The sequence below is a fragment of the Gluconacetobacter aggeris genome (genome assembly GCF_014174395.1).
Taxonomy (GTDB): Bacteria; Pseudomonadota; Alphaproteobacteria; order Acetobacterales; family Acetobacteraceae; genus Gluconacetobacter; species Gluconacetobacter aggeris.
This window is the reverse complement of record NZ_JABEQD010000005.1, coordinates 150,299-175,150: the sequence shown is the minus strand read 5'-3', so window position 1 is coordinate 175,150 and position 24,852 is coordinate 150,299. Positions and strand designations below refer to the sequence as shown.

The window sequence follows — 24,852 nt, the reverse complement described above, 5'->3', positions numbered from 1 at the left end:
CGATCAGCCGTCGGCACGCGGAACCCATGGTATGGCCATGATCTCGACTCCCTCATCGGCCAGGCGATCGCACTCTTCTTCCGATGCCTGCCCGTAGATGCCGCGCTGTTCGGCATCCCCGCGATGGATCTTCAACGCTTCATCGGCGAATTTAGCGCCGACATTCTCGCATCGTTCCTCGACATACTGTCTCAGGCGCTGCATCGCGGCCATCATCGCGGCGGGAACGGCCGCCCCTGCCTCGGGGCGCGGCCGCTCCCCCTCCGGCACGCGGGCCGGCGCGGTCCGCACGGCCGGTGCCATCAGGGCACGCGCGACATCGGACGTGCCGCATTGCGGACAGGACAGAAGGTTCCGGCACGCCTGATCGTCGAACGCGGCACTGCCGGGAAACCAGCCTTCGAATTCATGCCCCGCGCCGCACCGCAGCTGATAGCAGATCACGCTACCCCCCGATGCCCCGTCAGGCCGCCCGCAGCAGCGGATCGAGTTCGCCCCGCTGTTCCAGCGCCATCAGGTCGTCGCAGCCGCCGATATGCTGCCCGTTGATGAAGATCTGCGGCACGGTTGTCCGGCCGCCAGACCGCTCCCTGGCCTCCTGCCGCTCGGCCGTGCCGTGCAGGGCCCGGATTTCGGTGAAATGCGCGCCCTTCTGCTGCAGCAGGCGCACGGCACGAACGCAATAGGGGCAGCCTGGCTGGGTATAGACTTCGATGCTGGGCATTCCGATCCTCGAACAAGGAAAGTAACCGATTTTGAAGACATAGCGCATTTGTGCCCCGGCACTATACCGTTACCCGACAGATGCCCTCCAACCGTTCGCGTCGGCCCGCGCCGGGTCCGGAGCGCGGGCGGCGACCAGCACGTCCGCCGATGCCGCGCCGGCCGCCAGCACAGCCCGCGCACAGGCGCCCAATGTCGCCCCCGTCGTCATCACGTCATCGATCAGGACGATCCGCCGGCCGACAAGACGCTCCCGGCGCGACGGCCGCACGGCGATCGCCCCCCGCAATACCTCCTGGCGCGCGCCCGCTCCCAGCCGCGCCAGCGCCGGCGTCTTCCGCACGCGAACCAGCGCATCCGGCAGCACCGGCAGGTGCGCGATCCGGCCGATCGCCCCCGCCAGCAGCCCGGCCTGGTTGTAGCGGCGGCGGAACAGGCGGCCCCTGTGCAGCGGCACCGGCACCAGCAGATCGGCCTCACCCAGCAGGTCGCGACCGGCACGCACCATATGCCGCGCCAGCAGGGGGGCCAGATCGGTGCGATCGGCGTATTTCAGGCGCAGGATCAGGGGGCGCGACCACTCGTCATAGCTCAGTGCCGCCCGGCCCGATCGCCACGGCGGCGGCGCATCCAGGCACGGGGCACAGACGCGGCCCGCGCCACCGGGGGCCGATGCCGCGAAGGGCTGGCCACACCGCGCGCAGCACGGGTCGGCAATGAAGCGCATCGAGCGGAAACAGTCCGGGCACAACAGGCCGGCGCGGTCGACCGGCTGGTGACAGGCTGGGCAGTCGGGTGGCAGAAGCATATCGAGCACACGCCCGGCCATGCGTCGCGGCAGGCCGCCTGCCCCGCCCCGTCCTGATCGGGTTTCCCCCGCATCGCCTGTCGTGCCAACCATCACGCAAAGGTGCCATTGGCATCGCCGATCCGGAAGGGCACATGCACCCCATGAACGATCCCGTGATTTTCGACCGTGCCGCCGTGCGCCGTCACCGCGATCGCGCCGCCCCGCTGGTGCACAGGGTGGCCCCCGTCCTGCAGGAAGTCGCGGACAGGCTCCTGGACCGGCTGGACGACACGACCTACCGCTTCAGCGCGGCGCTGGATATCGGTGGCCGTGGCGTGGTGGGGGCCCAGTTGCGCGCACGCGGGATCGACAGCGTCGTGTCGTGCGACCTCTCCCCGAAGATGGCACAGGTGAACGGCGGAACGGTCCTGTGCGCGGACGAGGAATGGCTGCCCTTCGGCCCCGGTACCTTCGACCTGGTCGTCGCCAACCTGTCCCTGCATTGGGTCAACGACCTGCCCGGCGCGCTGGCGCAGATCCGCCACGCGCTGAAGCCCGACGGGCTGTTCCTGGCCAGCATCCCCGTCCTGCCGACCCTGGGAGAACTGCGCCGAGCCCTGACCGAGGCCGAATGCGCGCTGACCGGGGGCGCCGCACCAAGAGTATCGCCCTTCCCGGACCTCAGGGACTGCGCATCCCTGCTGCAGCGCGCGGGCTTCGCCCTGCCGGTCGCGGATGTGGAGACGCTGACCCTGGCCTATCGCTCATCCATGGCCCTGCTATGCGATTTGCGCGCGGCCGGCGAGACCAATGCCCTGAGATTGCGCAGCCGGCAGAGTCCGCGCCCCGAACTGTTTCCCGCCGCCCTCGCCAGCCTGACGCCGGAGGCCGACGATGCGCATCTGTCCGTCCCGCTACGCGTGGCGATCATGACCGGCTGGGCCCCGGCAGACAGCCAACCCCAGCCCCTGCAGCCCGGCGCCTTTTCGATATCGCTTGAGGATGCGATAAAGAAAATGGAATAATCTACTGAATATAAAAAATAATTCTGATCGATTGGAGGCATGTCCCCAATCGGATTAACCGCCGGTCACACTCATATGCCGGCGTATGGCGGCAGGGTCGTCCACCCGCCGTCCGATGACGAAATCATGCCCCTTCGGCTTGCGCAGGATGGCCGACTGCACCAGGCGCAGCAGGTCGGCATCACTGGCCCCGTCCCGCAGGGGCTGCCGCAGGTCCGTTGCCCCTTCGTTCCCCAGGCACGGATAAAGTTGCCCGGTGCAGGACAGCCGCACGCGGTTACAGCTTTCACAGAAATTATGGGTCATCGGGGTGATCAGCCCCAACCTGCGCCCGGTCTCCTGCACCCGCAGGTAGCGCGCCGGCCCTCCTGTACGCTCAGCCAGCGGCTCCAGCGTCCAGCGCCGCGAAAGGTCGGCGCGCACGCTCGACAATGGCAGATACCGATCGGACCGGTCTTCGCCCGTCTCGCCCATCGGCATGGTCTCGATCAGGCACAGATCGGCGCCGATTTCGCCGCACCATGCCAGCAGCGTATCGAACTCGTCGTCATTCACCCCGGCCATCGCCACCGTATTGATGCGGATCGCCAGCCCGGCCGCACGCGCCGCGCGGACACCCGCCAGCGTCTGATCGAGATTGCCGCGCCGGGTGATGCGATGAAATTTTTCAGAATCAAGCGAATCCAGGCTGATATTGACACGCCGTACCCCCGACCGGGCCAGCATGTCGGCATGCTCCGCCAGCCGCGACCCGTTGGTCGTTACGGTCAGTTCGTCCAGATGGCCGTCCCCGCCCGTCCGGTTCAGCCATTGCCCCATCGTCTGGAAAAAACTGCCGATATCCCGCCGCACCAGCGGCTCGCCCCCGGTGACGCGCAGCCGTGTCACGCCACTGCGGATGAAAGCGGCGCAGAGCCGCTCCAGTTCCGCATAGGTCAGGATTTCGGCCTTGGGCAGAAACGACATGGTTTCCGCCATGCAGTACACGCAGCGCATGTCGCACCGGTCGGTGACGGAAACCCGCAGGTAAGTAACGGTCCGGCCGAGAGAATCGAGGAACGGCGTACCCATGCCTACCCTTCAGGAAATGACCGTCAGCATGACGACCGACGCATCGATCAGCACCTTGCCCTGATCCTCGAAATTGACCGTAACCCGATGGGCAATGGCCGACTGCACCTGGCCCACTCCCCATTCCGGATGATCCGGATGGCGGACGAACTGCCCCGGCTCCAGGAACGAACGAAAAGGCAGCACATCGGTCACGCGACATAAGCCTCCGGAAACCGGCTGCCAGACAGGTTACCAGCCTGCGCCGAGATATTCAAAGGCCGGAGACCCGTCCCACTCAGTGTCCTTCGCCAGCGAAATCGGGCGCCGCCACGCCTGCGCGTTCCAGTTGCGCGGTCAGGGCCGCCTTCAGTCGTTCCAGCCCCTCCTGGGTTGCGCTTTCCGCTCGCGCCACCAGCATGGCCTGGGTGTTGGAGGCCCGCAGCAGCCACCATCCATCCGCGCTGTTCACCCGCACGCCGTCAATCGTCGACATGTCGGCGCCTTCTTCAGCCAACCGCGCCGCCACATCCTCGATCACCAGGAATTTGCGCGCATCGGGACAGTCGAAACGCAGTTCAGGCGTGCTGACCATCCTGGGCAGAGTCTCGCGCGCCGCAGACAGCGTCGTTTCCATCCGGGCCACCATTCCCAGCACGCGAACCGCCGCATACAGCGCGTCGTCAAACCCGAACCATCTGTCGGCAAAGAAAATATGGCCCGACATCTCGCCGGCCAGAGGCGCGCCGGTTTCCACCATCCTGGCCTTGATGGGCGAATGGCCGCTGCGCCACATCAGCGGCAGTCCACCCGCCCTGCCCACCTCGTCGAACAGAACCTGACTGGCCTTTACATCGGCAATGACCGTGCTGCCCGGCCGGGCACGCAGCACATCGCGCGCCAGAAGCACCAGAAGCTGGTCACTCCACAGGATCTCGCCCCTGTCGTCCACCACCCCGATCCGGTCGGCATCGCCATCGAAGGCAATGCCGATATCGGCACCCGTGTCGCGCACGGCGGCGGTCAATTGGGCAAGGTTCCGCGGAATGGTCGGGTCCGGATGATGGGCCGGAAAGCGGCCGTCGATCGCTCCGTTCAGGATCGTATGCTCACCGGGGATCTGCCGCACCAGTTCCGCCAGGACCTCGCCGGCGGCGCCATTGCCATTGTCCCAGACGATCTTCAGCCGGCGCGCGCCACCATCCCAGTCGCGCGCCAGACGCGCGGCATAGGCCTGCCGGATATCGACATCCCGCACGCTGCCGGCACGTTCGGGCACCACGTCACCACATGCCGCGAGATCCCCCAGCTCCCTGATGCGCGAACCGAAGAAAGGCTGGCCCGCCAATATCATCTTGAACCCGTTATGATCGGGCGGATTATGGCTGCCGGTCACCATGACCGCGCCGTCAGCGTCCATGACGGTGGACGCGAAATACAGCATCGGCGTCGGCCCGAGACCGACGCGCAGCACTTCAACACCCGAGGCGACAGCCCCGCTGACCAGGGCGGCCTCCAATTCGGGAGAGGATAGCCGGCCATCATAGCCGACCGCGATCGTCCGACCGCCCGCTCGTGCCACCATGCTGCCGAACGTCCGTCCGATCGCATAGGCATCACGCGGATGCAGGGTCTTTCCGACGATTCCCCTGATATCGTATTCGCGCAGGCTCGTGGAATCGAAGCCGTGCGCGAACGCCACCATCACGCGTCGATATAGTTCTTCAGGAACGCACGCACCGAATCGCCCAGATCCGGCCGATCGATCGACATGGCGATCTGCGCCTCCAGATAGCCCAGCTTGTTGCCGCAGTCGAAACGCTGACCCTCATAGCGCAGGCCATGGAAGGGAACATGCCCGATCACCTTGGCCATCGCATCCGTCAACTGCACTTCGCCGCCCGCACCGCGCTCCAGCTTGGCCAGATGCTTCATGACGTCGGCCGTCAGGACATAGCGCCCGATGATCGAGAGGTTGGACGGCGCTTCCTCGGGCTTGGGCTTCTCGACCAGTCCCGTCACCTCGACGATACGGCCATCGTCCTTGCCCGTCTTCAGGATGCCATAGCGGCTGGTATGCTCGCGCGGGACTTCGCTCACCGCGACGACATTGCCGCCGGTCCGGTTATAGGCATCCACCAGTTGCTTCAGGCACGGCACGCTGCTCTTGACCAGATCGTCGGGCAGCAGAATCGCGAACGGGTCGTCACCGATAAAGCTGCGCGCGCACCAGATCGCATGACCCAGGCCAAGCGGCTCCTGCTGGCGAACGGCAATCAGCGCGCCGGCGGCGATGCTGCTGGGCGCCAGCGCGTCCAGCGCTTCCTGCTTGTTGCGTTCGCGCAGCGTCGTTTCCAGCTCGAAGGCGACGTCGAAGTAATCGATCAGCGAATCCTTGCCCCGGCCGGTAATCAGGCAGAATTCCTCGATACCGGCGGCACGGGCCTCGTCGATGGCATACTGGATCAGCGGCTTGTCGACGACCGTCAGCATTTCCTTGGGCATGGCCTTGGTCGCCGGGAGGAAACGGGTGCCGAGGCCGGCGACCGGAAGCACGGCTTTTCGCAAGGGTTTGATCACAAGCGTTACCTTCGATCCATCGTTGAAATTCAGAGCACACGCACGCATCACGAACGGTCGCGGCGTATGAAAACAACGACCGTGCCCGCATTTCGTTCTAACTGATAAATGGTAAAAAAAAATGACTTAAGTGAGGCAAAATAAGACGATGGGCCAGAAGGCTGCCCCTCCCAGGCCTCTTCGGCCGGCCATCATGCCACATGAGAGCGCCATAAAACAGCACGCGCCGACGGGCTGCCACCGAGATGGTGGAGGTCGCATTTCGCTCTGATTTCAGCTGAGAACCAATCGTTGCCGGCCATGCCGGCCTGTCGATTGGTGCGGTCGAGAAGACTCGAACTTCCACGGGGTTGCCCCCACAAGCACCTCAAGCTTGCGCGTCTACCATTCCGCCACGACCGCACCGTGACATCGGTTACCGCCTGAGCGATACCGTGTGACGGAAGGCCGTATAGACGATGCAGGTTCGAGGGGCAATGACCGAAAAGACAATTCTGTGGAATTCAAGCCGGGTACCGGTTCCCTACCCCGACGCGATCGCCGGGATGGAGCGACAGGTGGCGGGAATCCGCGACGGCAGCCTGCCCGAACGGGTCTGGCTGCTGGAACATCCCCCCACCTACACGGCCGGCACATCGGCCCGGCAGGAAGATCTGTTCAATCCCTCCGGATTCCCCACCCATGCCGCCGGCCGGGGCGGGCAATGGACCTATCACGGTCCGGGCCAGCGGGTGGCCTATGTAATGCTGGACCTCACCAGCCAGCAGGGCACGGTGCCGGCACGCGACCTGCGCGCCTATGTCCATGCGCTGGAAGAATGGCTGATCCGGACATTGCGCCGGTTCGACGTGACGGGCGAACGGCGCGCGGACAGAATCGGCGTCTGGGTCGTCGATCCCCTCACCGGGCGCGAAAGCAAGGTCGCGGCCCTGGGCGTCCGGGTTACGCGCTGGACCTGCTGGCATGGCGTGGCGCTGAACGTGGCGCCGAATCTGGCCCATTTCGAGGGCATCGTGCCCTGCGGCATCCGCGAGCACGGCGTGACCAGCCTGCACGAGCTGGGCCGCAACGTGGACATGGCCACCGTGGACGAGGCGCTGCGCGCCAACTGGCAGGATCTGTTCGGCAGCACCCCGACGCCGATCGGGGATGCCTGACGGCAAAAAGCGCGCCGGGTTACAGCGGCGCGCTCAGTGAAAAGAAATCGGGCGGGAAGTCCGTCCCGGTCCGCACACCGGTCAGATGCAGGCGCGTGCTGTTGCGCCGCGCATCCATCAGGTCGATCGCGACCAGCGACAATTGCCCGGCGAAATCGGAGAATCCCAGCGTCAACAGGCCCTGCGACGGATTGTCGCTGCGCGCCATCGAGATCTGCAGCACATTGGCACCGTGCCGGATCGCGGTAACGACCACCGCGCCCCCCAGATGCACGGGCGTGGCCAGCAACAGCCCCAGCGGCTGGTGCGACAGGTTCATCCGCGTCACCGACTGGCGCTGCGCGTCACGAAACACCAGGTGCCCGCCCGCCGCCACCAGCCGCATCGGGTGCGGCGTCCGGTAATCCAGACGCAGATTGCCCGGTTCGTAGGACAGCGTCCCCTCTCCGACCCCGCCATCGGGCCAGGTCTGAACAACCTGGGCGGTCAGACCGTGCGTGGTGTTCAGGTAGCGTTCGACCCGCGCGACGTCATGCACGTCCACCGCGCCGGGCGATGCCTGGCAGGCCGCCACGGCCAGGGGCGCGGCCAGGAAAAGCCGGCGCGACAGGATGACGCGACGGCTCATGCGCCCGCGATCCGGGCCTGCTCGGCAGGCGTGCGCAATGTCAGCGACAGCGCATGCAGGCCGGAGGCAAATTCCGGCGCCAGCAGCTCATGCACCAGCCGCGACCGCTGCACGCGCGCCAACCCGTCGAACGCGGCGCTGACCACCAGCACATTGAAATGGGTCTCGCCCCCTGCGGGGGCCCCGCGCATCCCCGCATGCCCGGCATGACGGCCGCTGTCATCCTCGATTTCGATCAGGCTCGGAGCCAGTTGCGCGCGGAGCGCCCGGCCGATCCGGCCCACTCTCCTGTCCTCGGCCAGAGGCGGTGCCGCATGCGCATGTTCCGTGCTGTTCACTGTTCCCGTTCCCTCTACTGACTGTCTCTCTTGGCTCTTGCACGAATACGGTTCGAACGCACATAACGCCAGATGATGACCCGAAAGAACACACGTCACCGGGCTTTCGACCCCGATCCGGATGCGCCGGCCCGGTGCTGCGACATGGCCGGATGCGACGAGAATGCCGGCTACCGCGCACCGAAGTCACGCGATGCGCTGAACGAGTATTTCTGGTTCTGTCTGCCCCATGTGCGCGAGTACAATGCACGGTGGGATTATTATAAAGGCATGTCCCCCGGCCAGATCGAGGCACATATCCGCGATGACGTGTCCTGGAACCGCCCCTCCTGGCGGCTGGGCCAGCGCGCCGCCCGCCTCGGGCCGGACGATTTCATCGACCCGATGGATTTGATGGACGGCGCGCGCCGCACCGGGCCACGCGCCGGCACCCCGGCCCGCCCCGACATGCCCGAGGCGCTGCGCCAGCCGCTGGACATGCTCGGCCTGGACTGGCCGCTGTCGATGGACGAGCTGAAAATGCGCTACAAGGACCTGGCACGGCGGCATCATCCCGACGCCAATGGCGGCGACCGCCAGTCGGAGGAACTGCTGAAGAGCATCAACGTCGCCTACACCACGCTGCGCGCCCACCTTGCCTCGGCGCGGGAAGCCGACCTGGAACGTACCGCGTAGGCATGGCCTTGCCGGCGATAGCGTCTATAGTGACACCGGAAACGTCGAGAGAACGCCGCAGGCACCAACCGGGCGCCGAAGACAGGAAGCCAGAGACCAGAACAGGATGCGGGACAACGCCACATCATGGCGTGTCCGGACCTACCAGCCGTGACGGATGCAACCCCTATGAATGACCTCGCCACCCTGACAGCCGGAGCCGTAGACGAGAACGGAGAGGCCCTGCCGCCGATCTCGGCCCTGTCCGGCGCGCCCGACCTGACGGTTTCGGCCCGCGAAATCTTCGGCATCGACAGCGATCTGCAGGTTCCCGCCTTCTCGATCCGCACCGATCATGTGCCCGATGCCGACCCGACCTACCGTTTCGACCACGATACCACGCTGGCGATCCTGGCGGGCTTCGCGTTCAACCGCCGGGTCATGATCCAGGGCTATCACGGCACCGGCAAGTCGTCGCATGTCGAACAGGTGGCCTCGCGCCTCAACTGGCCCTGCATCCGCATCAATCTCGACAGCCACATCTCGCGCATCGACCTGATCGGCAAGGATGCGATCGTGCTGCGCGACGGCAAGCAGGTGACGGAATTCCGCGAGGGCCTGCTGCCGTGGGCGCTGCAACGCCCGTGCGCCCTGGTGTTCGACGAATATGATGCCGGCCGCCCCGACGTGATGTTCGTCATCCAGCGCGTGCTGGAAGTCGAAGGCCACCTGACGCTGCTGGACCAGAACCGCGTCATCCGCCCCCATCCGTTCTTCCGCCTGTTCGCCACCGCCAACACGGTCGGGCTGGGCGATACGACGGGCCTGTATCACGGCACCCAGCAGATCAATCAGGGCCAGATGGATCGCTGGAATATCGTAACCACCCTCAACTACCTGCCCCACGCCCAGGAAACGGCCATCGTGATGGCCAAGATGGGCGTCGATCCCAGCGACGCGCCGGCCCGCAAGCGGATCGAGAGCATGGTGGCCCTGGCCGACCTGACGCGCGCGGGCTTCATCGCCGGAGATATCTCCACCGTCATGTCACCGCGCACGGTGATCAGCTGGGCGGAGAATTATCGGATCTTCCAGGACCTGGAATTCGCGTTCCGGGTCACCTTCCTCAACAAGTGCGACGAGGCGGAGCGGCAGACGGTGGCGGAATATTACCAGCGCTGCTTCAACGTCGACCCCACCGGCACCGCGCCGCGCGCGCGCTGATCGGCCGGCGCCGCCATGCGCGAACGTAAGAACGACATCCTGTCCGCCCGCCAGGCCGCCGCCGAACGGGCGGACGCGTTCAAGCGCGCGACCGTCGGCGTGCTGCGCGCGCTGGGCGGCCGCGCGAACGCCGACGTGATCTTCCAGAGCGGCCCGATTCCCGCCGCCGCCGCCGTCAGCGGCGAGCATGTACGCCTGCCCCAGCCGGGCGCGAACCTGCAGGAAGCCGATATCGATCGCGTCCGTGGCGCCGCCGACGCGGCGGCCCTGCGGCTGCGCCATCACGATGCCGCGCTGCACGCCGCCACCCGGCCCGAACCGGCCGATGCCCGCGCAGCCTACGAAGCGCTGGAACAGGCCCGCGTGGAAAGCGTGGGCGCCCGCTATATGTCCGGCGTCGCCGCCAACCTGAAACATAAGATCGAGCGCGAATATCACGATTCCGGCTATGACCGTGCCGAACGGCGCGAGCAGATCCCGCTGCCCGTCGCCCTGTCGCTGCTGGCGCGCGAGACGCTGACCGGCGAACCGGTACCCGATTCCATGCGCGCGATCGCCGACAAATGGCGCGACCATCTTGGCCCCGCTGCCCAGCGCGCATTGAAGGACATGGCCGCGACCCAGGAGGACCAGCGGGCCTTCGCCCGGGCGGCGCGCCGCCTGCTGGTGGCCTGCGAACTGATCGAGGGCGAAGCCGAAATCGAGGAAGACGCGGAGGGCAGCGACAGCGCCTCGTCCGACGAATCCGAAGACCAGCCCTCCGAATCGCCCGAAGACCAGCAGCCGCAGAAGCAGGAAGACGCGTCCGGACTGCAAGAGGACGAATCCGGCCTGCAGCCCCAGTTGGCGCAAGGCACCGGCATGGGCGACGAGGATGCCGACGATGCCGAGCCCGGCGAGGCCGCCGGGTCGGAGGAAGCCGGCGGCCCGCGTGGCGCCGACAACCAGACGGCAGAAGATCCCGCGAACGTCTACCACGCCTTTACGACGCAGTTCGACGAAGAGATCGCGGCCGAAGATCTGTGCGACCCCGAGGAACTGAGCCGGCTGCGCCAGCAGCTCGACCAGCAATTGCTCAGCCTCCAGGGCGTGGTGTCGCGCCTGGCCAACCGCATGCAGCGCCGCCTGCTGGCCCAGCAGACCCGCGCCTGGGAATTCGACCTGGAGGAAGGCATCCTCGATGCCGGCCGCCTGTCGCGGATCGTGGTCAATCCCACCCTCTCTTTGTCCTACAAGCACGAACGCGACACGGATTTCCGCGATACGGTGGTGACGCTGCTGATCGACAATTCGGGCTCGATGCGCGGCCGTCCCATCTCGGTAGCCGCGATGTGCGGCGACATCCTGGCCCGCACGCTGGAGCGCTGCGCGGTGAAGGTCGAGGTGCTGGGCTTCACCACCCGGGCCTGGAAAGGCGGACAGAGCCGCGAGCGCTGGGTCGCGCAGGGCAAGCCTCCCAATCCCGGCCGCCTGAACGATTTGCGGCATATCATCTACAAATCGGCCGACATGCCGTGGCGCCGGGCGCGCAAGAATCTGGGCCTGATGCTGCGCGAAGGCCTGCTGAAGGAAAATATCGACGGTGAGGCCCTGCTCTGGGCATGGCGCCGCCTTCGGGGCCGCCACGAAAGCCGGAAGATCCTGATGGTGATTTCCGACGGCGCCCCGGTCGATGACAGCACCCTCTCGGTCAATCCCGGCTCGTACCTGGAAACGCATCTGCGCCAGGTCATCGGCCAGATCGAAAGTCGCAGCGGCGTCGAACTGGTGGCCATCGGCATCGGCCATGACGTCACGCGCTATTACCGCCGCGCGGTCACGATCTCGGACGCCGAGGAACTGGGCGGCACGATGATGCAGGAACTCTCCGACCTGTTCGACGAACGGGCCGCCACCCCCATCCGCCGCCGCGCCTAAATGGGCGCGGCGGCCTCCCGTCAATCCGCCACGATTTCCAGCCGCTCCGCCAGCAGCCGCAGCAGCGCGTCAACCATTGCATCGACATCCGCCGCCACCGTGCGGTGGTTGACGATAGCGGCCCGAATCGCGCGCACGCCGTCCACCATGGTCGTCGACGGCGCGGCGACACCCGATTCGTGCAGGTCCTTCACCAGTTCGCCGTTCAGCCAGTCCAGATCCACGCCCGGCACGCGGACGCGGAAACAGACGATGTTCAGCCCCACCGGCGCCAGACGTTCCAGCAGCGGCTCGGCATCCACCCGCCGCGCCAGATGCTGCGCCACGGTACAGCATTCATCGACCATCAGGCCCATCCGGTCGGTGCCGTAGGTGCCCAGCGTCATCCACACCTTGAGCGCGCGAAAACCGCGTGAGAGGTCCGGCCCCAGATCGCAGAACCAGGGCGCATTGCCGGCCAGCCCCCGATCCTCGCGCGACAGATAGGCCAGGGACTGCGCGAATGCCGCCGCCTGCCGCCCCGGCGTGCGGACCAGGATGCATCCGGCATCATAGGGAACCTGCGCCCATTTATGGAAATCGAACGCCACACTGTCCGCCCGCTCCAGCCCCCGCAGGGCCACACGGCGCGTCGGCGACAGCATGGCCAACGCGCCGAACGCCCCATCGACATGGAACCAGAGCCCGTCTGCCGCCGCGATCTCCGCGATCGTGCCCAGGTCGTCGATCGCGCCCGTATCGACGGTACCGGCGGTGCCGATGACGATAAACGGCTCCAGCCCCGCCGCGCGGTCGGCCGCAATGGCCGCCCGCAACGCCGCCAGATCCATGCGATGTTCCGAATCCACCGGCAGCACGCGCAACGCATCCGTCCCCAGTCCCGTCAGGTCGAACGCGCGGGCAATACAGCCATGGGCGGTCGCCGCGGCATAACCGACCAGCTTTCGTCCCCCCACACCCTGCCGGCGCAGCGCCAGCCCGTCGGGCGCCGCCCGGCTGGCGGTCACGACCGCGATCATGTTCGCCATCGACGATCCGGTGACCAGCAGCCCGGTGGCATCGTCGGGAAAGCCCATGATCCGCGCCGCCCAGCCGATCACCGCGCGCTCGATCTCGACCGGCGCGTGGTCGCGGCCGCCGCAATTGGCATTCAGGCCGCCGGCCAGCAATTCGGCCAGCATGCCGACCCCGGTACCACCCCCATGGACCCAGCCCATGAAGCCCGGATGCGTATTGCCGGTGGCATAGGGCGCGATCAGCGCGCGAAACCGCTCGTAGAGAATATCAGGCGACGTCGGGCCCGACGGCAGGGCATCATGCAACGCCGTGCGCACCCCATCGGGCATCGGGCGCCAGACCGGTCCATCCCGCAGGGTCGCCAGCCGGTCGACCATGTCGTCGATCATCCGGTGGCCGAGACGACGCAGATCGTCCCAATTGTCGGGGTCCAGACCGGTCATGGGCGCGTCCGTTTCCTTTATCGGCGATCGGCAGGCTGGCCAGTCGCACGGTTCTGTCCAATAATTTGATGCGTGCCTATATGTGTGCCATCGGGCGCATCAAGTCTTCAATGGAACCTGTATGTTCTTCGGCAAACTCGAATTGACGGAAGTGGCGTGGGGCGACAGCCCGCGCCGGGCCAGGCTTGGGGGACAAGGCAAGCTGCTGGTCCTGCTGCACGGCCAGATGCAAAGCCACGTGGCCTGGCATGCCATCGCGCCCGACCTGGCCCGCACCCACACCGTGTTGTGTCCGGACCTCCCGCGCGACCTGGATTTCCGGCGCCAGGCAGAGGAACTGCTGCGCCTGGCATCGGATCTGGGGTACGAGCACCTGGCCGTGGCGGGGCATGGCACCGGCGGCCACATCGCCGCCTATGCCGCCTGGCTGGCGCCGGAGCGGGTGACCCATCTGGCCGAGATCGAATGCATCCCCTCGCCGGGCCATCAGGGGCGCGCCGATCTGGCCTTCGAACTGTCGCGCTACAGCAGCTGCTGGTTCGCCCAGCTTCATCCCAAGCCCGAATCGGCCACGATGGCGATGCCCGAGGAATGGACCCGCCCAGCACCGCATTCCGTGGCACCGTTCAGCCGCTCGGCGGTGGCCGACTATCTGGAAACCATGCCGGCGGGCGAGACCCCGGGGGCGAACGGCCATCATCGCATCCCCCCCTATCCCGGGGATTTGCGCATTGCCTGCCCGCTGCTGGTGGTGTGGTCGCGCGACGGGCGGCTGGGCGGCTGGTACAACCCCGCCGATCTGTGGCGCCCCTACGCGACCGGCCCGCTCAACCAGGCCGAAATCGCGTGCGGCTATTATATCCCCGAGGAACAGCCCCAGGCGCTTCTGGACGCGCTGACCGCGTTTCTGGCGTCCTGACGCGTCAGGACGCCTTCGGCAGCGCCTCGGGCTCGTCTTGCCGGCGGTTCCACGCGGCGGCATAGCGCCGGGCCAGCACCGCGCAGACGAAGAGCTGGACCTGGTGGAAGATCATCAGCGGCAGTACCACCAGCCCGACGGTGGCGGGCGGAAACAGCACGTTCGCCATCGGCACGCCGGAGGCCAGCGTCTTCTTCGAACCGCAGAACACGATCGCAATCTCATCTTCCCGCGGAAAGCCCAGGACGCGGCTGCCCAGCGTGGTGATCAGCAGCACGCTGGCCAGCAGGATACTGTCCGCCAGCAGGATCAACCCGATCTGCGATAGCGGCATCTTGTGCCACAGCCCCTGGACCACGGCCTCGCTGAAGGCGGTATAGACCACGATCAGGATCGACCCCCGGTCGGTCATGGACAGCAGGCGCTTGTTGCGATGCGCCCATTTGCCCAACCATGGCTGCAGCACCTGCCCCAGCACGAAGGGCAGCAGCAATTGCAGCATGATGGCCACGACACCGCCCGAGCCCGATGCCGTGCCATGGCGCTCCAGCACCAGCCCGGTCAGGATCGGCGTGATGAAGATGCCCAGGATATTGGACGTGGTCGCCGCACAGACGGCAGCCGGCACATTGCCGCGCGCGATCGAGGTAAAGGCGATCGAGGACTGCACGGTCGAGGGCAGGCAGCACAGGAACAGGATGCCCAGCCAGACCGACGGATGCAGCAGGCCGGGAAACAGCGCATGCAGGCCCAGGCCCAGCAGCGGAAACAGCGCGAAGGTGCACAGCAGGATGGCCAGGTGCAGCCGCCAGTTCACGATGCCGCCCATCACGGCCTGGCGCGACAGGCGCGCACCCTGCATGAAGAACATCACGGCAATGACCGCGATCGCCAGATCCTGGAAGACCGGCACGGCGGCGCCGTGACAGGGCAGGATGGTGGCGATGATGACGGTACAGATAAGGCTGATCAGAAACGGATCGGGCTTGAGCATCGGAAACATTCCGCTGGCGGTGGAGTGAAGACGCACTGGCGCGCACCATGAACCGGCGCGATGTCTGCCGAAACATCGCAGCCTGCCTCGCCTCGGTCACGATCCCGTGCCAAGGAAGGGCGGTATAAGATCGCAATTCCCGGGGCAAGTCGATGACCATGCGTATTCCCGTTCTGCCGGCTCTCTTCGGCGCCGTTCTGGCCATGAACTGTTCCGGCGCTCATGCCGCCCCCCTGCCGCCGGCCTGTGCCGTCGGCGGGGCCGGCAGCCTGTCGGCCTCACCGACCGAGGCCACGGCCCGCAATTATGTCCTGCGTTTCGCGCCCGGCGCGGGCACCCCGTCGCTGCATGCCGCATCGGTCACGGTCAGCGGGGCCGGCGGCAGTGCGCGCGACATGCGCGACATTCTCGACGCGGCATCGGTGGTGCTGCTGGGCGCATTGGTCAATCACCATGGCGCCGGTTGCACGGCGGATTATTTCCTCGCAACGCTCCAGCCGATCCTGGCGGGCCTGCAAACCGGGCAAACTTACGATATTTCCTGGTCGTCGCCGGTCGCCCAGACCGGTGCGAAACAGATCCGCTTCGGCGTCCTGCACCTGCACCTGGCGGGCGGCAGCGGGGCCCAGCCCATCATGGTTTCGCTGGACCTGGGCGGCGCCGGCATGACCGGCGACACCGTGCTGGCATCGCTGCTGCCCCAGGACGCACGGTCGGATTTCTCCATCCCGGCACAGGCGCTCGGTCCCCTGCTGGCCGCCACCGCCGGCCGGCCGGCCCGCAGCGTGGCGGTACCGGTCACAATCCGGACATTGCGCGCCCGCCGTGGCGACATGCAGCTCGAAGGCAGCGGTTCGGCGGAACTGACCGGCAGCCCCGACGCGGCTTCGGCCAGCGGGCACATGAGCATGCGCAACCTGCCCGAACTGATCGAAACCCTGCGCGCCGCCGGCCAGACCCGCCCGGCCGCCGCCCTGATCATGGCCAATCTGGTCGGGCACCATGCCGATGCCGCCGATACGTCGTGGGACGTCGAATGGGCGGGCGGCATCCTGACCGTCAACCACATCCCGCTGCCCCTGCGCTGAACACGGGCTGAACACGGCGAAACCGGCCGCGAGCGGTTCATAAACTGCTTTTCACTGTTCGCCCGTTTCGCGGACGGGACATATTGGTGCCTCCAACCGCCGCTGGAGGATACCGGACATGACCGTCTCGCGACGCGCTTTCCAGACCTTCCTCGCCGGAATCGGCCTGTCGCTGGCCGGGACCGACATGTGCGCCGCCGGCGCCGCAGATCATGACGTCGAGTCCTTCATGCTGCAGCCCAACGACTGGGTGCCCAACAACGACCATCTGCCGGTACTCTATTACCGCAACGCGCTGGCACTGCCGGCCCACGACCCGGCTTCGGCGTTCGAGGACCTGTTCACGGCCAATGGCTGGCCACCCCAATGGCGCTGGGGCGTCTATGATTTCCACCATTTCCATTCCACGGCGCACGAGGTGCTGGGCATCGCCTCGGGCTCCGCGCGCCTGATGCTGGGCGGCCCCGGCGGCCGGGTCGTCGATGTCCGGGCCGGTGACGTCGTGCTGCTGCCGGCCGGCACCGGCCATCGCAACCTGGGGTCGGATGACGATTTCCTGGTGGTCGGCGCCTATCCGCCCGACCAGCATTTCGACCTGCGTCGCAGTGCCCTGTCAGCCGAGGAGCTTGCACGGATGAACCACGTCCCCTTCCCCGCCAGCGACCCGGCAAAAGGCGCCGGCGGCCCACTGACCGCCCTGTGGCACCAGGCATGAATCGCCCCATGCACCGCCGCACGCTCCTCGCCGGCCTCTGCGCCCTGCTCCCCGCCCGCCTTGCCGTGGCGGCGCAATCCTTGCGGATCGGCACCATCGGCGCCGGCCATGTCGGCAGCACCCTGGCCGGCCTGTGGCTGCGCGCCGGCCACCCCGTCATGCTCTCGGCCAGCGATATCGGCTCGGCCCGCTCGGCGGCCGAGGCGCTGGGCACAAACGCCCAGGCCGGCACGCCGCAGGATGCCGCCCGGTTCGGCGATGTCGTCCTGCTGGCCGTCCCCTACGGCGCCCTGCCCGGTCTCGGGGCCAGCCTGCATGGATTACTGGCGGGCAAGATCGTGATCGACGCCTGCAACCCCTATCCCTGGCGCGACGGCGACATCGCCCGCACCGCAAGGCAGCAGGGCGCGGGTATCCTCACCCAATCCCTCTTTCCCGGCGCCCACATCGTCCGCGCCTTCAATTCCGAGGACATGTCGACCATCCAGGCCGAGGCCCATCGCAGGCCGCCGCTGCTCGCCATTCCCTATGCCGGTGACGATCCGGCTGCCATGCGCACCGTGGGCGGCCTGATCGCCGAGGCCGGGTTCGACCCGGTCGCGGTCGGCCCGCTGGCCACCGCGCGCCTGTTCCAGCCCGGCTCATCAGGGTTCGAGGCCGATCTGACGGCACCGGAACTGCGCGCCCGCCTCGGCCTGCCCCGTACATGAAAACGGGGGGCCAGGCCCCCCGTTTCCGTCTTGTGGACCGGTTCCTTTCAGGGACCGGTCAGCGCGTTCGCCTGACGCAGCCCGAGGCCGAACTGGATCCAGCCCACGCCGGCGGCGATCAACTCCACCGCAATGAAGGTGCCGATCAGCCACAATCCAGACCAGGGCAGCGTCAGATACAGGCACACGCCGACCAGCAGGCTGATCAGCCCGGCGCCCAGGATGATCCACCAGCCATTCAGCTCGCGATGACGCGCCGCGATCAGCATGCGCATCGTCCCCGACACGATCAGGCAGGCGGCGATGAACAGGGTCAGCACGATCGAACCGGTGACGGGTTCGTACATCAGCGCAAAGCCGCCGAGGACATAGAGCGCGCCGCCCAGCAGCGACAGGATGAAGCCGCCCCAGTCGCGCACCGCGAAGGCATGGAACAGTTGCGCCCCACCCGCGATCACCAGCACGATGCCGATAATGACGGTGCTGGCCAGGGTGACGGAAATCGCATCGATCCAGGCGACGATGCCCAGCGCGATGGACAGCAGACCCAGCAGGACAAACAGTCCCCAGCGCTGCGTGAACGGGGTGGCCATGACCTCTCCTCGATGCCAGAAACAGAAGATATTCCGGAGTATACGGATTTCCCGCCCCGCGGCACCGGCTTTTTTTCGCCCGCCCGGTCCGCGCATGGCCGGCATCCGCGCCGCCGCCCGTCCGGTTGACAGGCCGGGGCCGGACCGCCTATAGGCCAGCCCCACTGCCGGGAACGTGGACGGACCGGCCGGTGCCTGATCGGGTGATTGCTCCCCGGCGCCGGTAATGCGGTTCGCGCCCGCCCTGTTCATGCGGAACAGGACCTACCGGTGCAATACAGGGCGGTGGCCGGCCTTCGGGCCATGATGCCGCCCACCGACTATGAAAGACCGCGCGCGATGAGCAAGCGCCTTGAGAGCAAGTACAAAATCAACCGCCGCCTTGGCGTCAACCTGTGGGGCCGCGCGAAGTCGCCGGTCAACAAGCGGGAATACGGCCCCGGCCAGCATGGCCAGCGCCGCAAGCAGAAGCCGTCGGACTTCTCGGTCCAGCTGATGGCGAAGCAGAAGCTGAAGGGCTATTACGGCAACATCAGCGAGAAGCAGTTCCGCAAGTATTACGACGAGGCCGTGCGCCGCAAGGGCGACACCTCCGAGAACCTGATCGACCTGCTGGAGCGCCGGCTGGATGCGGTCGTCTATCGCCTGAAGTTCGCGATGACGCCGTTCGCCGCCCGCCAGTTCGTCAGCCATGGCCACATCACGGTCAACGGCCGCAAGGTCAACATCCCGTCCTTCCTGGTGCGCGATGGCGACGTGATCGAGGTCCGCGAGAAGTCCAAGCAACTCGCCATCGTCCTCGACGCGGCGCAGAGCGGCGAGCGTGACGTGCCGGAATATGTGGAAGTCGATCACCGCCAGATGAAGGGCCGCTTCGTGCGCGCGCCGAAGCTGTCGGACGTTCCCTACCCGGTGCAGATGGAACCGAACCTGGTCATCGAGTTCTACTCGCGCTGATCCGGTCTTCCAGACCAACGACCGCGGCGCCGGGCGTGGGGACATCCCCTACGCCCGGCGTCTGTGCTTTTGGGACCTGCCGCCCGAACCATAAGCCCGCATGGATTCTGCCGTGAACGCCGAGCCCTCCACCGACCTCGCCCCGACCATCGCCCGCGAAATCGCCCGGCGGCGCACCTTCGCCATCATCTCGCATCCCGACGCGGGCAAGACCACGCTGACCGAACGCATCCTGCGGGCGGGCGGCGCGATCCAGATGGCGGGCAATGTGCGGGCCAAGGGCGAACGCCGCCGCACCCGGTCGGACTGGATGGGCATCGAGCGCGATCGCGGCATCTCGGTCGTCACCTCGGTCATGACGTTCGAATATGGCGGCTGCATCTTCAACCTGCTCGACACGCCGGGCCACGAGGATTTCTCTGAAGACACCTACCGCACGCTGACGGCGGTGGACTCGGCGGTGATGGTGATCGACGCCGCCAAGGGCATCGAGGACCGGACCCGCAAGCTGTTCGAGATCTGCCGCCTGCGCGATATCCCGATCGTCACCTTCATCAACAAGATGGACCGCGAGGCGCAGGACCCGTTCACGCTGCTCGACGAAATCTCGTCCGCGCTGGCGCTCGACACCGCACCGGCCACCTGGCCCGTCGGCCGCGCCGCGCAGTTCGCCGGCACCTACGATCTGCGCACGCGCCAGCTTCATGTGTCGCCCCCGCTGGAGCAGTCGGACCCGCGCATGGTGCAACTGGCCGAAGAGCTGGAACTGGCCGAGGCCGCCCTGCCGATTTTCGACCGCGAGAGCTTCAATGCCGGGCACCTCACGCCCGTCTTCTTCGGCAGCGCGATGAAGGAAATCGGCGTGACCGACCTGCTGGACGCGCTGGTCGCCTTCGGCCCGCCACCGCGCGACCAGGCGACCGAAAACCGCACGGTCCGCGCTGACGAGACCGGCCTGACCGCCCTGGTCTTCAAGATCCAGGCCAACATGGACCCCAACCATCGCGACCGCATGGCCTTCGCGCGGATCTGCTCCGGCCGGCTGGAACGCGGCATGCGGCTCAAGCACACCCGCACCGGCAAGCAGTTCGCCCTGCACACGCCGCAATTCTTTTTCGCCCGCGACCGCCAACTGGCCGAGGAAGCCTTCGCCGGCGACGTGGTCGGTATCCCCAATCACGGCACGCTGCGCATCGGCGACACACTGACCGAGGGCGAGGACCTGCGCTTCACCGGCGTGCCCCATTTCGCGCCGGAAATCCTGCGCCGCGTCCGACTGGACGACGCGATGAAGGCCAAGAAACTGCGTCAGGCCCTGACCGAACTGGCCGAGGAAGGCGTGGTCCAGCTCTTCCGCCCGCAGGACGGTGCCCCGCCCATCGTCGGCGTGGTCGGCACGCTCCAGCTCGACGTGCTGCAGGCGCGTCTGGCCGGGGAATACGGGGTGAGCATCGGCTTCGAATCCACCCCCTACAATCTCGCGCGCTGGGTGGTGGGCGACAAGGCGAAGCTGGAACTGTTCTCCATGGCCAACCGCTCCGCAATGGCGGACGATCTGGACGGCGACCCGGTCTTCCTCGCCGGCTCGGCCTTCATGATGCGCCGCACAGCCGAGATGAACCCGGACCTGACCTTCCACGACATCAAGCAGATCGGTGTGGAATCCCGCTGATCCCGCTCTTGGGCGGCACCCCTGCCGCCCGGCCCTTCCCCAACGCGTAGACGACCCGCGCCGCCAGCAGCAGTGCCACGACCACCAGTGCCGTCGCAATGCCGCCCCATAGCCCCATCACGCCAAACCCGCAGCGGAAGGCCAGCCAGTTGGCCAGCGGGAAGCCGACACCCCAATAGCCGGCGATCGCCAGCATCATCGGCACCATGGCATCCCCCCGCCCGCGCAGCACACCCACCAGCACCGCCTGCGCCCCATCGGCCACCTGAAAGATCGCCGCCAGCAGCAGCGCCGCTGTCGCGATCCCCGCACTGTCCGCATTGCCCGGCACCGACGGGTCCAGATAGAAGCCCACGATCCGCCCACGGAACAGATAGATCAGGCAACCCACCACCCCCATGCCGGTGATCGCGGTCCCCACCGCCACCCGCGCCGCGCGGCGCACCCGCTCGGGCCGTCCAGCCCCGGTCCAGTAGGCCACCCGCACGTTGGCGGCCTGCCCCAGCGCCATGGTCACCATATAGGTGGTCGCGGTCACGCTCAGCACGATCTGGAACGCCGCCAGCGCATGCGGCCCCAGCGTCGCCGCCTGCAATCCCGTGACCTCGAACAGCATGATTTCGGCCCCCGCCGCCGCGAACATCGGCAACCCCAGGCGCAACAGCGCCGCCATGTCGGCCACGCGCGGCAGCAACGGCCACAGCAGCAGGCGCAGATGCGGCCGGGAATGCACCATCGCCAGCAGCACCAGCGCACTGCCCCACATGGTCAGCGCGGTCGCCAGCGCCGAGCCGCGCAGCCCCATTGCCGGCAGGCCGAACCATCCATGGATCAGCGCCGCGTTCAGCACGCCGTTCACCACCGCCACCACCGGCATCACCCGCAGCAGGATGATCTGCGCATCCAGCGCCGGCAGCACGACTTCCACGACCCCGGTCCCGATCAATGCCGGCGGAACGCCCCACATCAGGATATGGGTAAAGGACGAAACCGGCCCGACAAAGGCTTCGGGCTGGTGCATCAGCCGCAGCAGGGCCCCCGCCTGATCCAGGATCGCCAGGCATGGCAGGCACAGCAGCAGCGCCATCACCAGCAGCATGGCATGGATCGGGGCAATGCGTTCCGGTTCCTTCCGTCCGCGTGCCTGGGCAATCAGCACCCCGCCCGCCCCCAGCAGCGCCTGCAACACCGCAAGGACGGTAAAGAACAGCGTCGTGGACAGGCCGCCGATCGCCAGCGCATCCGCCCCCAGCCCGCCCAGCAGCACGCTGTCGGTCACGCCCATGGCCATCTGTGCGATCTGCGCCAGGGCAATGGGGGCCGCGACACGCAGCAGGAGACGAAGTTCCGATTGGGGCAGGGCTGGGTCCGACATGGCCGCATCCAGAGCAGATCGGCTCCGGAAAGGCCAGATGCCACACGCGCATCCCTCTATTCGACCGGCGCCACACATAAGGGTGTTGCGTCTGCCCCGTCCCTGTCGCATCTAGGCGCCATCATGCCCGATTCCATGCCGCAACTGACCCTGCACGACAGCAGCCGCCGCACGACGGTTCCCTTCGCGCCCCTCGATCCGGGAAATGTACGGGTCTATTACTGTGGCCCCACGGTCTATGACCTGGCGCATATCGGCAATCTGCGGGCCATGATCACGGCCGACATCCTGGTGCGGCTGCTGCGGCACCTGTATCCGCGCGTCACCTATGTCCGCAACATCACGGACGTCGACGACAAGATCAACGCCCGCGCCCACGCGAACGGCGAGACGATCGACAGCCTGACCACGCGCACGATCCGCGATTTCCACGACGATCTCGCCGCCGTCGGCGTCCTGCCGCCGGATGTCGAGCCGCGCGCCACCCATCATATCGGCGAAATGATCACGCTGATCGAGCGCCTGATCGCCAGCGGCCACGCCTACGAGGCCCAGGGCCACGTCCTGTTCGCCGTCGCGCACTTCCCGGATTACGGCAAGCTGTCCGGCCGCTCGCCCGACGATCTGCTGGCCGGCGCCCGGGTCGAGGTCGCGCCCTACAAGCGCGACGCCGGCGATTTCGTGCTCTGGAAGCCGTCGGAGCCCGGCCTGCCGGGCTGGGAAAGCCCCTGGGGCCGGGGCCGGCCGGGCTGGCATATCGAATGCTCGGCCATGTCGCACCGTTATCTGGGCGAGAGCTTCGACATCCATGGCGGCGGCAGCGACCTGCTGTTCCCCCACCATGAGAACGAGCGAGCACAGAGCCAGTGCTGCTTCCCCCACAGCCGCTTCGCCAACCACTGGGTGCATAACGCGATGCTGCTGGTGAATAGCGAGAAGATGTCCAAGTCCCTGGGCAACTTCCTGACCATCCGCGACGTGCTGTCCGACACCCCCGCCGAAGCCCTGCGCCTGCTGCTGCTGCACGCCCAATACCGGTCGGTGCTGAACTTCACCCGCACCGGCCTGGACGAGGCGAAACAGACGCTGAACCGCTTCTACCGCGCCATCGGCGACCTGCCGCCCGACGCAGCCGATCCGGTTCCGGCCGAGATTCTGGCCGCAATGTGCGACGACCTCAACACGCCGCGCGCCCTGGCCGAGATGCATGCCCTGGCCGACCGCGCCCTGGCCGGCGACCACGCCGCCGCACGCGGCCTGCGCGCGGCCGGCCGCCTTCTGGGCCTGCTGGGCCAGTCGTCCGATGACTGGTTCCGCGCCGGCGCCGGCGTCGACGAGGCCGAGATCGACACGCTGATTGCCGAACGTCTCGCCGCCCGCAAATCCCGCGATTTCGCCCGCGCCGACGCCATCCGCGACGATCTCGCGGCACGCGGCATCCTGCTGGAAGACGGCCCTACCGGCACCATCTGGAGGCGCGCATGACCGGCCGTGACGGCGGGGCCGATATCGGCCCGATCGGCAACAGCCCGGTCGTGATCCTGGTGCGCCCGCAGATGGCCGAGAATATCGGCACCACGGCGCGCGCCATGGCCAATGGCGGCCTGTTCCACCTGCGCCTGGTCGCCCCGCGCGACGGCTGGCCACTGGAACGCGCTTGGCGCGCCGCCTCCGGCGCCGACCGGATTCTGGAAGCCGCGACGGTGCATGAAACCGTCGATGATGCGGTGGCCGACCTGCACCATGTCTTCGCCACCTGCCCCCGCCCGCGCCATATCGTCAAGACGGTCCTGACCGCCCGTGGCGGCGCTGCCGAACTGCGGCAGATGACCAGCCGCGGCCTGCGCACCGGCCTGATGTTCGGCCCCGAACGCGCGGGGCTGGACAACGAGGACATGGCCCGCGCCGACGCCCTGATCCGCTACCCGCTGAACCCCGCCTTCATGTCGCTGAACCTGGCGCAGGCGGTCATGATCATGGCCTATGAATGGTGGATGGCCGAAGACGCCACCCCGCCGCGCACGCTGATGACCAATGAAACCCACGTCGCCACCAAGGGCGAACTGGACAATTTCATGCGCAACCTGGTCGGCCAACTGGACGAATGCGGCTTCCTGCGCAACGAGCAGAAACGCCCCGGCATGGTCCGCAACCTGCGCCATTTCTTCACCCGCGGCGAAGTCACGGAGCAGGAACTCCGCACCCTGCACGGCGTGGTGACGGAATTGTCCCGGGGCCGCCGGGCCCGGACGGCCGGCGGGGGATAGGACAGGATGGGGCGGG

At 67.2% G+C, this 24,852-nt stretch carries 26 protein-coding genes and 1 tRNA gene; 13 read left to right on the top strand and 14 right to left on the bottom strand.

Annotation, left to right across the window (positions count from 1 at the left end; all coding sequences use genetic code 11):
* Positions 1-3 precede the first annotated feature (3 nt).
* From HLH36_RS09715 to HLH36_RS09705, 3 genes are all read right to left on the bottom strand, one after another.
* A complete protein-coding gene (locus HLH36_RS09715) occupies positions 4-444 on the bottom strand; it encodes a DUF1178 family protein (protein WP_182986186.1) in 441 nt (146 codons plus the stop codon).
* Positions 445-463: 19 nt separating this feature from the next.
* Positions 464-724, bottom strand: a complete 261-nt coding sequence (gene grxC, locus HLH36_RS09710; RefSeq protein WP_182986185.1) for a glutaredoxin 3 — start codon at positions 722-724, stop codon at positions 464-466.
* A 69-nt stretch (positions 725-793) separates the two neighbouring features.
* Complete coding sequence (locus HLH36_RS09705; protein WP_246376660.1) at positions 794-1,624, bottom strand: ComF family protein; 831 nt, start codon at positions 1,622-1,624, stop codon at positions 794-796.
* Positions 1,625-1,665: 41 nt separating this feature from the next.
* Between HLH36_RS09705 and HLH36_RS09700 the strand changes: the two genes are divergently transcribed.
* Positions 1,666-2,538, top strand: coding sequence for a methyltransferase domain-containing protein (locus HLH36_RS09700; protein WP_182986184.1), 873 nt, complete (start codon positions 1,666-1,668; stop codon positions 2,536-2,538).
* A 54-nt stretch (positions 2,539-2,592) separates the two neighbouring features.
* Here the strand turns inward: HLH36_RS09700 and moaA are convergent, their stop codons facing one another.
* The 5 genes from moaA to HLH36_RS09675 form a co-directional block, all read right to left on the bottom strand.
* The gene (moaA, locus tag HLH36_RS09695; protein ID WP_182986183.1) at positions 2,593-3,609 is read right to left on the bottom strand and encodes a GTP 3',8-cyclase MoaA; all 1,017 of its coding nucleotides are present in this window, start codon (positions 3,607-3,609) and stop codon (positions 2,593-2,595) included.
* 9 nt (positions 3,610-3,618) lie between these two features.
* Complete coding sequence (locus HLH36_RS09690; protein WP_182986182.1) at positions 3,619-3,804, bottom strand: DUF3553 domain-containing protein; 186 nt, start codon at positions 3,802-3,804, stop codon at positions 3,619-3,621.
* Positions 3,805-3,886: 82 nt separating this feature from the next.
* On the bottom strand, positions 3,887-5,290 hold the full coding sequence (gene pgmG, locus HLH36_RS09685) for a phosphoglucomutase/phosphomannomutase PgmG (protein WP_182986269.1): 1,404 nt from the start codon (positions 5,288-5,290) through the stop codon (positions 3,887-3,889).
* Positions 5,291-5,292: 2 nt separating this feature from the next.
* Entirely contained in the window at positions 5,293-6,216 is a 924-nt protein-coding gene (galU, locus tag HLH36_RS09680) for a UTP--glucose-1-phosphate uridylyltransferase GalU (protein ID WP_182986181.1), read from the bottom strand.
* 268 nt (positions 6,217-6,484) lie between these two features.
* Positions 6,485-6,570: transfer RNA gene (locus HLH36_RS09675), tRNA-Leu, on the bottom strand.
* Positions 6,571-6,626: 56 nt separating this feature from the next.
* On the opposite strand from HLH36_RS09675, the gene lipB reads away from it, so the two are divergent.
* On the top strand, positions 6,627-7,325 hold the full coding sequence (lipB, locus tag HLH36_RS09670) for a lipoyl(octanoyl) transferase LipB (protein WP_182986180.1): 699 nt from the start codon (positions 6,627-6,629) through the stop codon (positions 7,323-7,325).
* Positions 7,326-7,344: 19 nt separating this feature from the next.
* Here lipB and HLH36_RS09665 read toward each other — a convergent pair whose 3' ends face one another.
* Together HLH36_RS09665 and HLH36_RS09660 are read right to left on the bottom strand one after the other, a co-directional pair.
* On the bottom strand, positions 7,345-7,953 hold the full coding sequence (locus HLH36_RS09665; RefSeq protein WP_182986179.1) for a LolA family protein: 609 nt from the start codon (positions 7,951-7,953) through the stop codon (positions 7,345-7,347).
* Positions 7,950-8,291 carry a BolA family protein gene (locus HLH36_RS09660; RefSeq protein WP_408871872.1) on the bottom strand — a complete coding sequence of 114 codons (342 nt, stop codon included), beginning with the start codon at positions 8,289-8,291 and terminating at the stop codon, positions 7,950-7,952. Before HLH36_RS09660 ends, HLH36_RS09665 begins: the two co-directional genes overlap by 4 nt.
* Before the next feature lie 72 nt (positions 8,292-8,363).
* Between HLH36_RS09660 and HLH36_RS09655 the strand changes: the two genes are divergently transcribed.
* The 3 genes from HLH36_RS09655 to cobT all read left to right on the top strand — a co-directional run bounded on the left by HLH36_RS09655 (position 8,364) and on the right by cobT (position 12,086).
* Positions 8,364-8,966 carry a J domain-containing protein gene (locus tag HLH36_RS09655; protein ID WP_182986178.1) on the top strand — a complete coding sequence of 201 codons (603 nt, stop codon included), beginning with the start codon at positions 8,364-8,366 and terminating at the stop codon, positions 8,964-8,966.
* A 168-nt stretch (positions 8,967-9,134) separates the two neighbouring features.
* Positions 9,135-10,169 (top strand): cobaltochelatase subunit CobS, encoded by a 1,035-nt coding sequence (cobS, locus tag HLH36_RS09650; protein WP_182986177.1) that lies wholly within the window; start codon positions 9,135-9,137, stop codon positions 10,167-10,169.
* A gap of 15 nt (positions 10,170-10,184) precedes the next feature.
* Entirely contained in the window at positions 10,185-12,086 is a 1,902-nt protein-coding gene (gene cobT / locus HLH36_RS09645) for a cobaltochelatase subunit CobT (protein WP_182986176.1), read from the top strand.
* Positions 12,087-12,106: 20 nt separating this feature from the next.
* Here the strand turns inward: cobT and HLH36_RS09640 are convergent, their stop codons facing one another.
* On the bottom strand, positions 12,107-13,546 hold the full coding sequence (locus HLH36_RS09640; protein ID WP_182986175.1) for a pyridoxal phosphate-dependent decarboxylase family protein: 1,440 nt from the start codon (positions 13,544-13,546) through the stop codon (positions 12,107-12,109).
* A 121-nt stretch (positions 13,547-13,667) separates the two neighbouring features.
* On the opposite strand from HLH36_RS09640, the gene HLH36_RS09635 reads away from it, so the two are divergent.
* On the top strand, positions 13,668-14,465 hold the full coding sequence (locus HLH36_RS09635; RefSeq protein ID WP_182986174.1) for an alpha/beta fold hydrolase: 798 nt from the start codon (positions 13,668-13,670) through the stop codon (positions 14,463-14,465).
* 4 nt (positions 14,466-14,469) lie between these two features.
* On the opposite strand, the gene HLH36_RS09630 is transcribed toward HLH36_RS09635, so the two are convergent.
* On the bottom strand, positions 14,470-15,459 hold the full coding sequence (locus HLH36_RS09630; protein WP_182986173.1) for a bile acid:sodium symporter family protein: 990 nt from the start codon (positions 15,457-15,459) through the stop codon (positions 14,470-14,472).
* Positions 15,460-15,617: 158 nt separating this feature from the next.
* Here HLH36_RS09630 and HLH36_RS09625 point away from each other — a divergent pair, with 158 nt between their 5' ends.
* The 3 genes from HLH36_RS09625 to HLH36_RS09615 all read left to right on the top strand — a co-directional run bounded on the left by HLH36_RS09625 (position 15,618) and on the right by HLH36_RS09615 (position 17,972).
* A complete protein-coding gene (locus HLH36_RS09625; RefSeq protein WP_182986172.1) occupies positions 15,618-16,547 on the top strand; it encodes a hypothetical protein in 930 nt (309 codons plus the stop codon).
* A 118-nt stretch (positions 16,548-16,665) separates the two neighbouring features.
* Complete coding sequence (locus HLH36_RS09620) at positions 16,666-17,262, top strand: cupin (protein WP_182986171.1); 597 nt, start codon at positions 16,666-16,668, stop codon at positions 17,260-17,262.
* The gene (locus HLH36_RS09615; RefSeq protein WP_182986170.1) at positions 17,259-17,972 is read left to right on the top strand and encodes an NADPH-dependent F420 reductase; all 714 of its coding nucleotides are present in this window, start codon (positions 17,259-17,261) and stop codon (positions 17,970-17,972) included. The genes HLH36_RS09620 and HLH36_RS09615 overlap by 4 nt, the downstream gene beginning before the upstream one ends.
* 47 nt (positions 17,973-18,019) lie before the next feature.
* Here HLH36_RS09615 and HLH36_RS09610 read toward each other — a convergent pair whose 3' ends face one another.
* Complete coding sequence (locus tag HLH36_RS09610) at positions 18,020-18,565, bottom strand: HdeD family acid-resistance protein (RefSeq protein ID WP_182986169.1); 546 nt, start codon at positions 18,563-18,565, stop codon at positions 18,020-18,022.
* 339 nt (positions 18,566-18,904) lie between these two features.
* Between HLH36_RS09610 and rpsD the strand changes: the two genes are divergently transcribed.
* Entirely contained in the window at positions 18,905-19,522 is a 618-nt protein-coding gene (gene rpsD / locus HLH36_RS09605; RefSeq protein WP_114726960.1) for a 30S ribosomal protein S4, read from the top strand.
* 100 nt (positions 19,523-19,622) lie between these two features.
* On the top strand, positions 19,623-21,194 hold the full coding sequence (locus tag HLH36_RS09600; RefSeq protein ID WP_182986168.1) for a peptide chain release factor 3: 1,572 nt from the start codon (positions 19,623-19,625) through the stop codon (positions 21,192-21,194).
* On the opposite strand, the gene HLH36_RS09595 is transcribed toward HLH36_RS09600, so the two are convergent.
* A complete protein-coding gene (locus HLH36_RS09595; protein WP_182986167.1) occupies positions 21,166-22,569 on the bottom strand; it encodes an MATE family efflux transporter in 1,404 nt (467 codons plus the stop codon). The genes HLH36_RS09600 and HLH36_RS09595 overlap by 29 nt on opposite strands.
* A 123-nt stretch (positions 22,570-22,692) precedes the next feature.
* Between HLH36_RS09595 and cysS the strand changes: the two genes are divergently transcribed.
* Both cysS and HLH36_RS09585 read left to right on the top strand, forming a co-directional pair.
* Complete coding sequence (gene cysS / locus HLH36_RS09590; protein WP_182986166.1) at positions 22,693-24,054, top strand: cysteine--tRNA ligase; 1,362 nt, start codon at positions 22,693-22,695, stop codon at positions 24,052-24,054.
* Complete coding sequence (locus HLH36_RS09585) at positions 24,051-24,836, top strand: RNA methyltransferase (protein WP_182986165.1); 786 nt, start codon at positions 24,051-24,053, stop codon at positions 24,834-24,836. The genes cysS and HLH36_RS09585 overlap by 4 nt, the downstream gene beginning before the upstream one ends.
* Positions 24,837-24,852 lie beyond the last annotated feature (16 nt).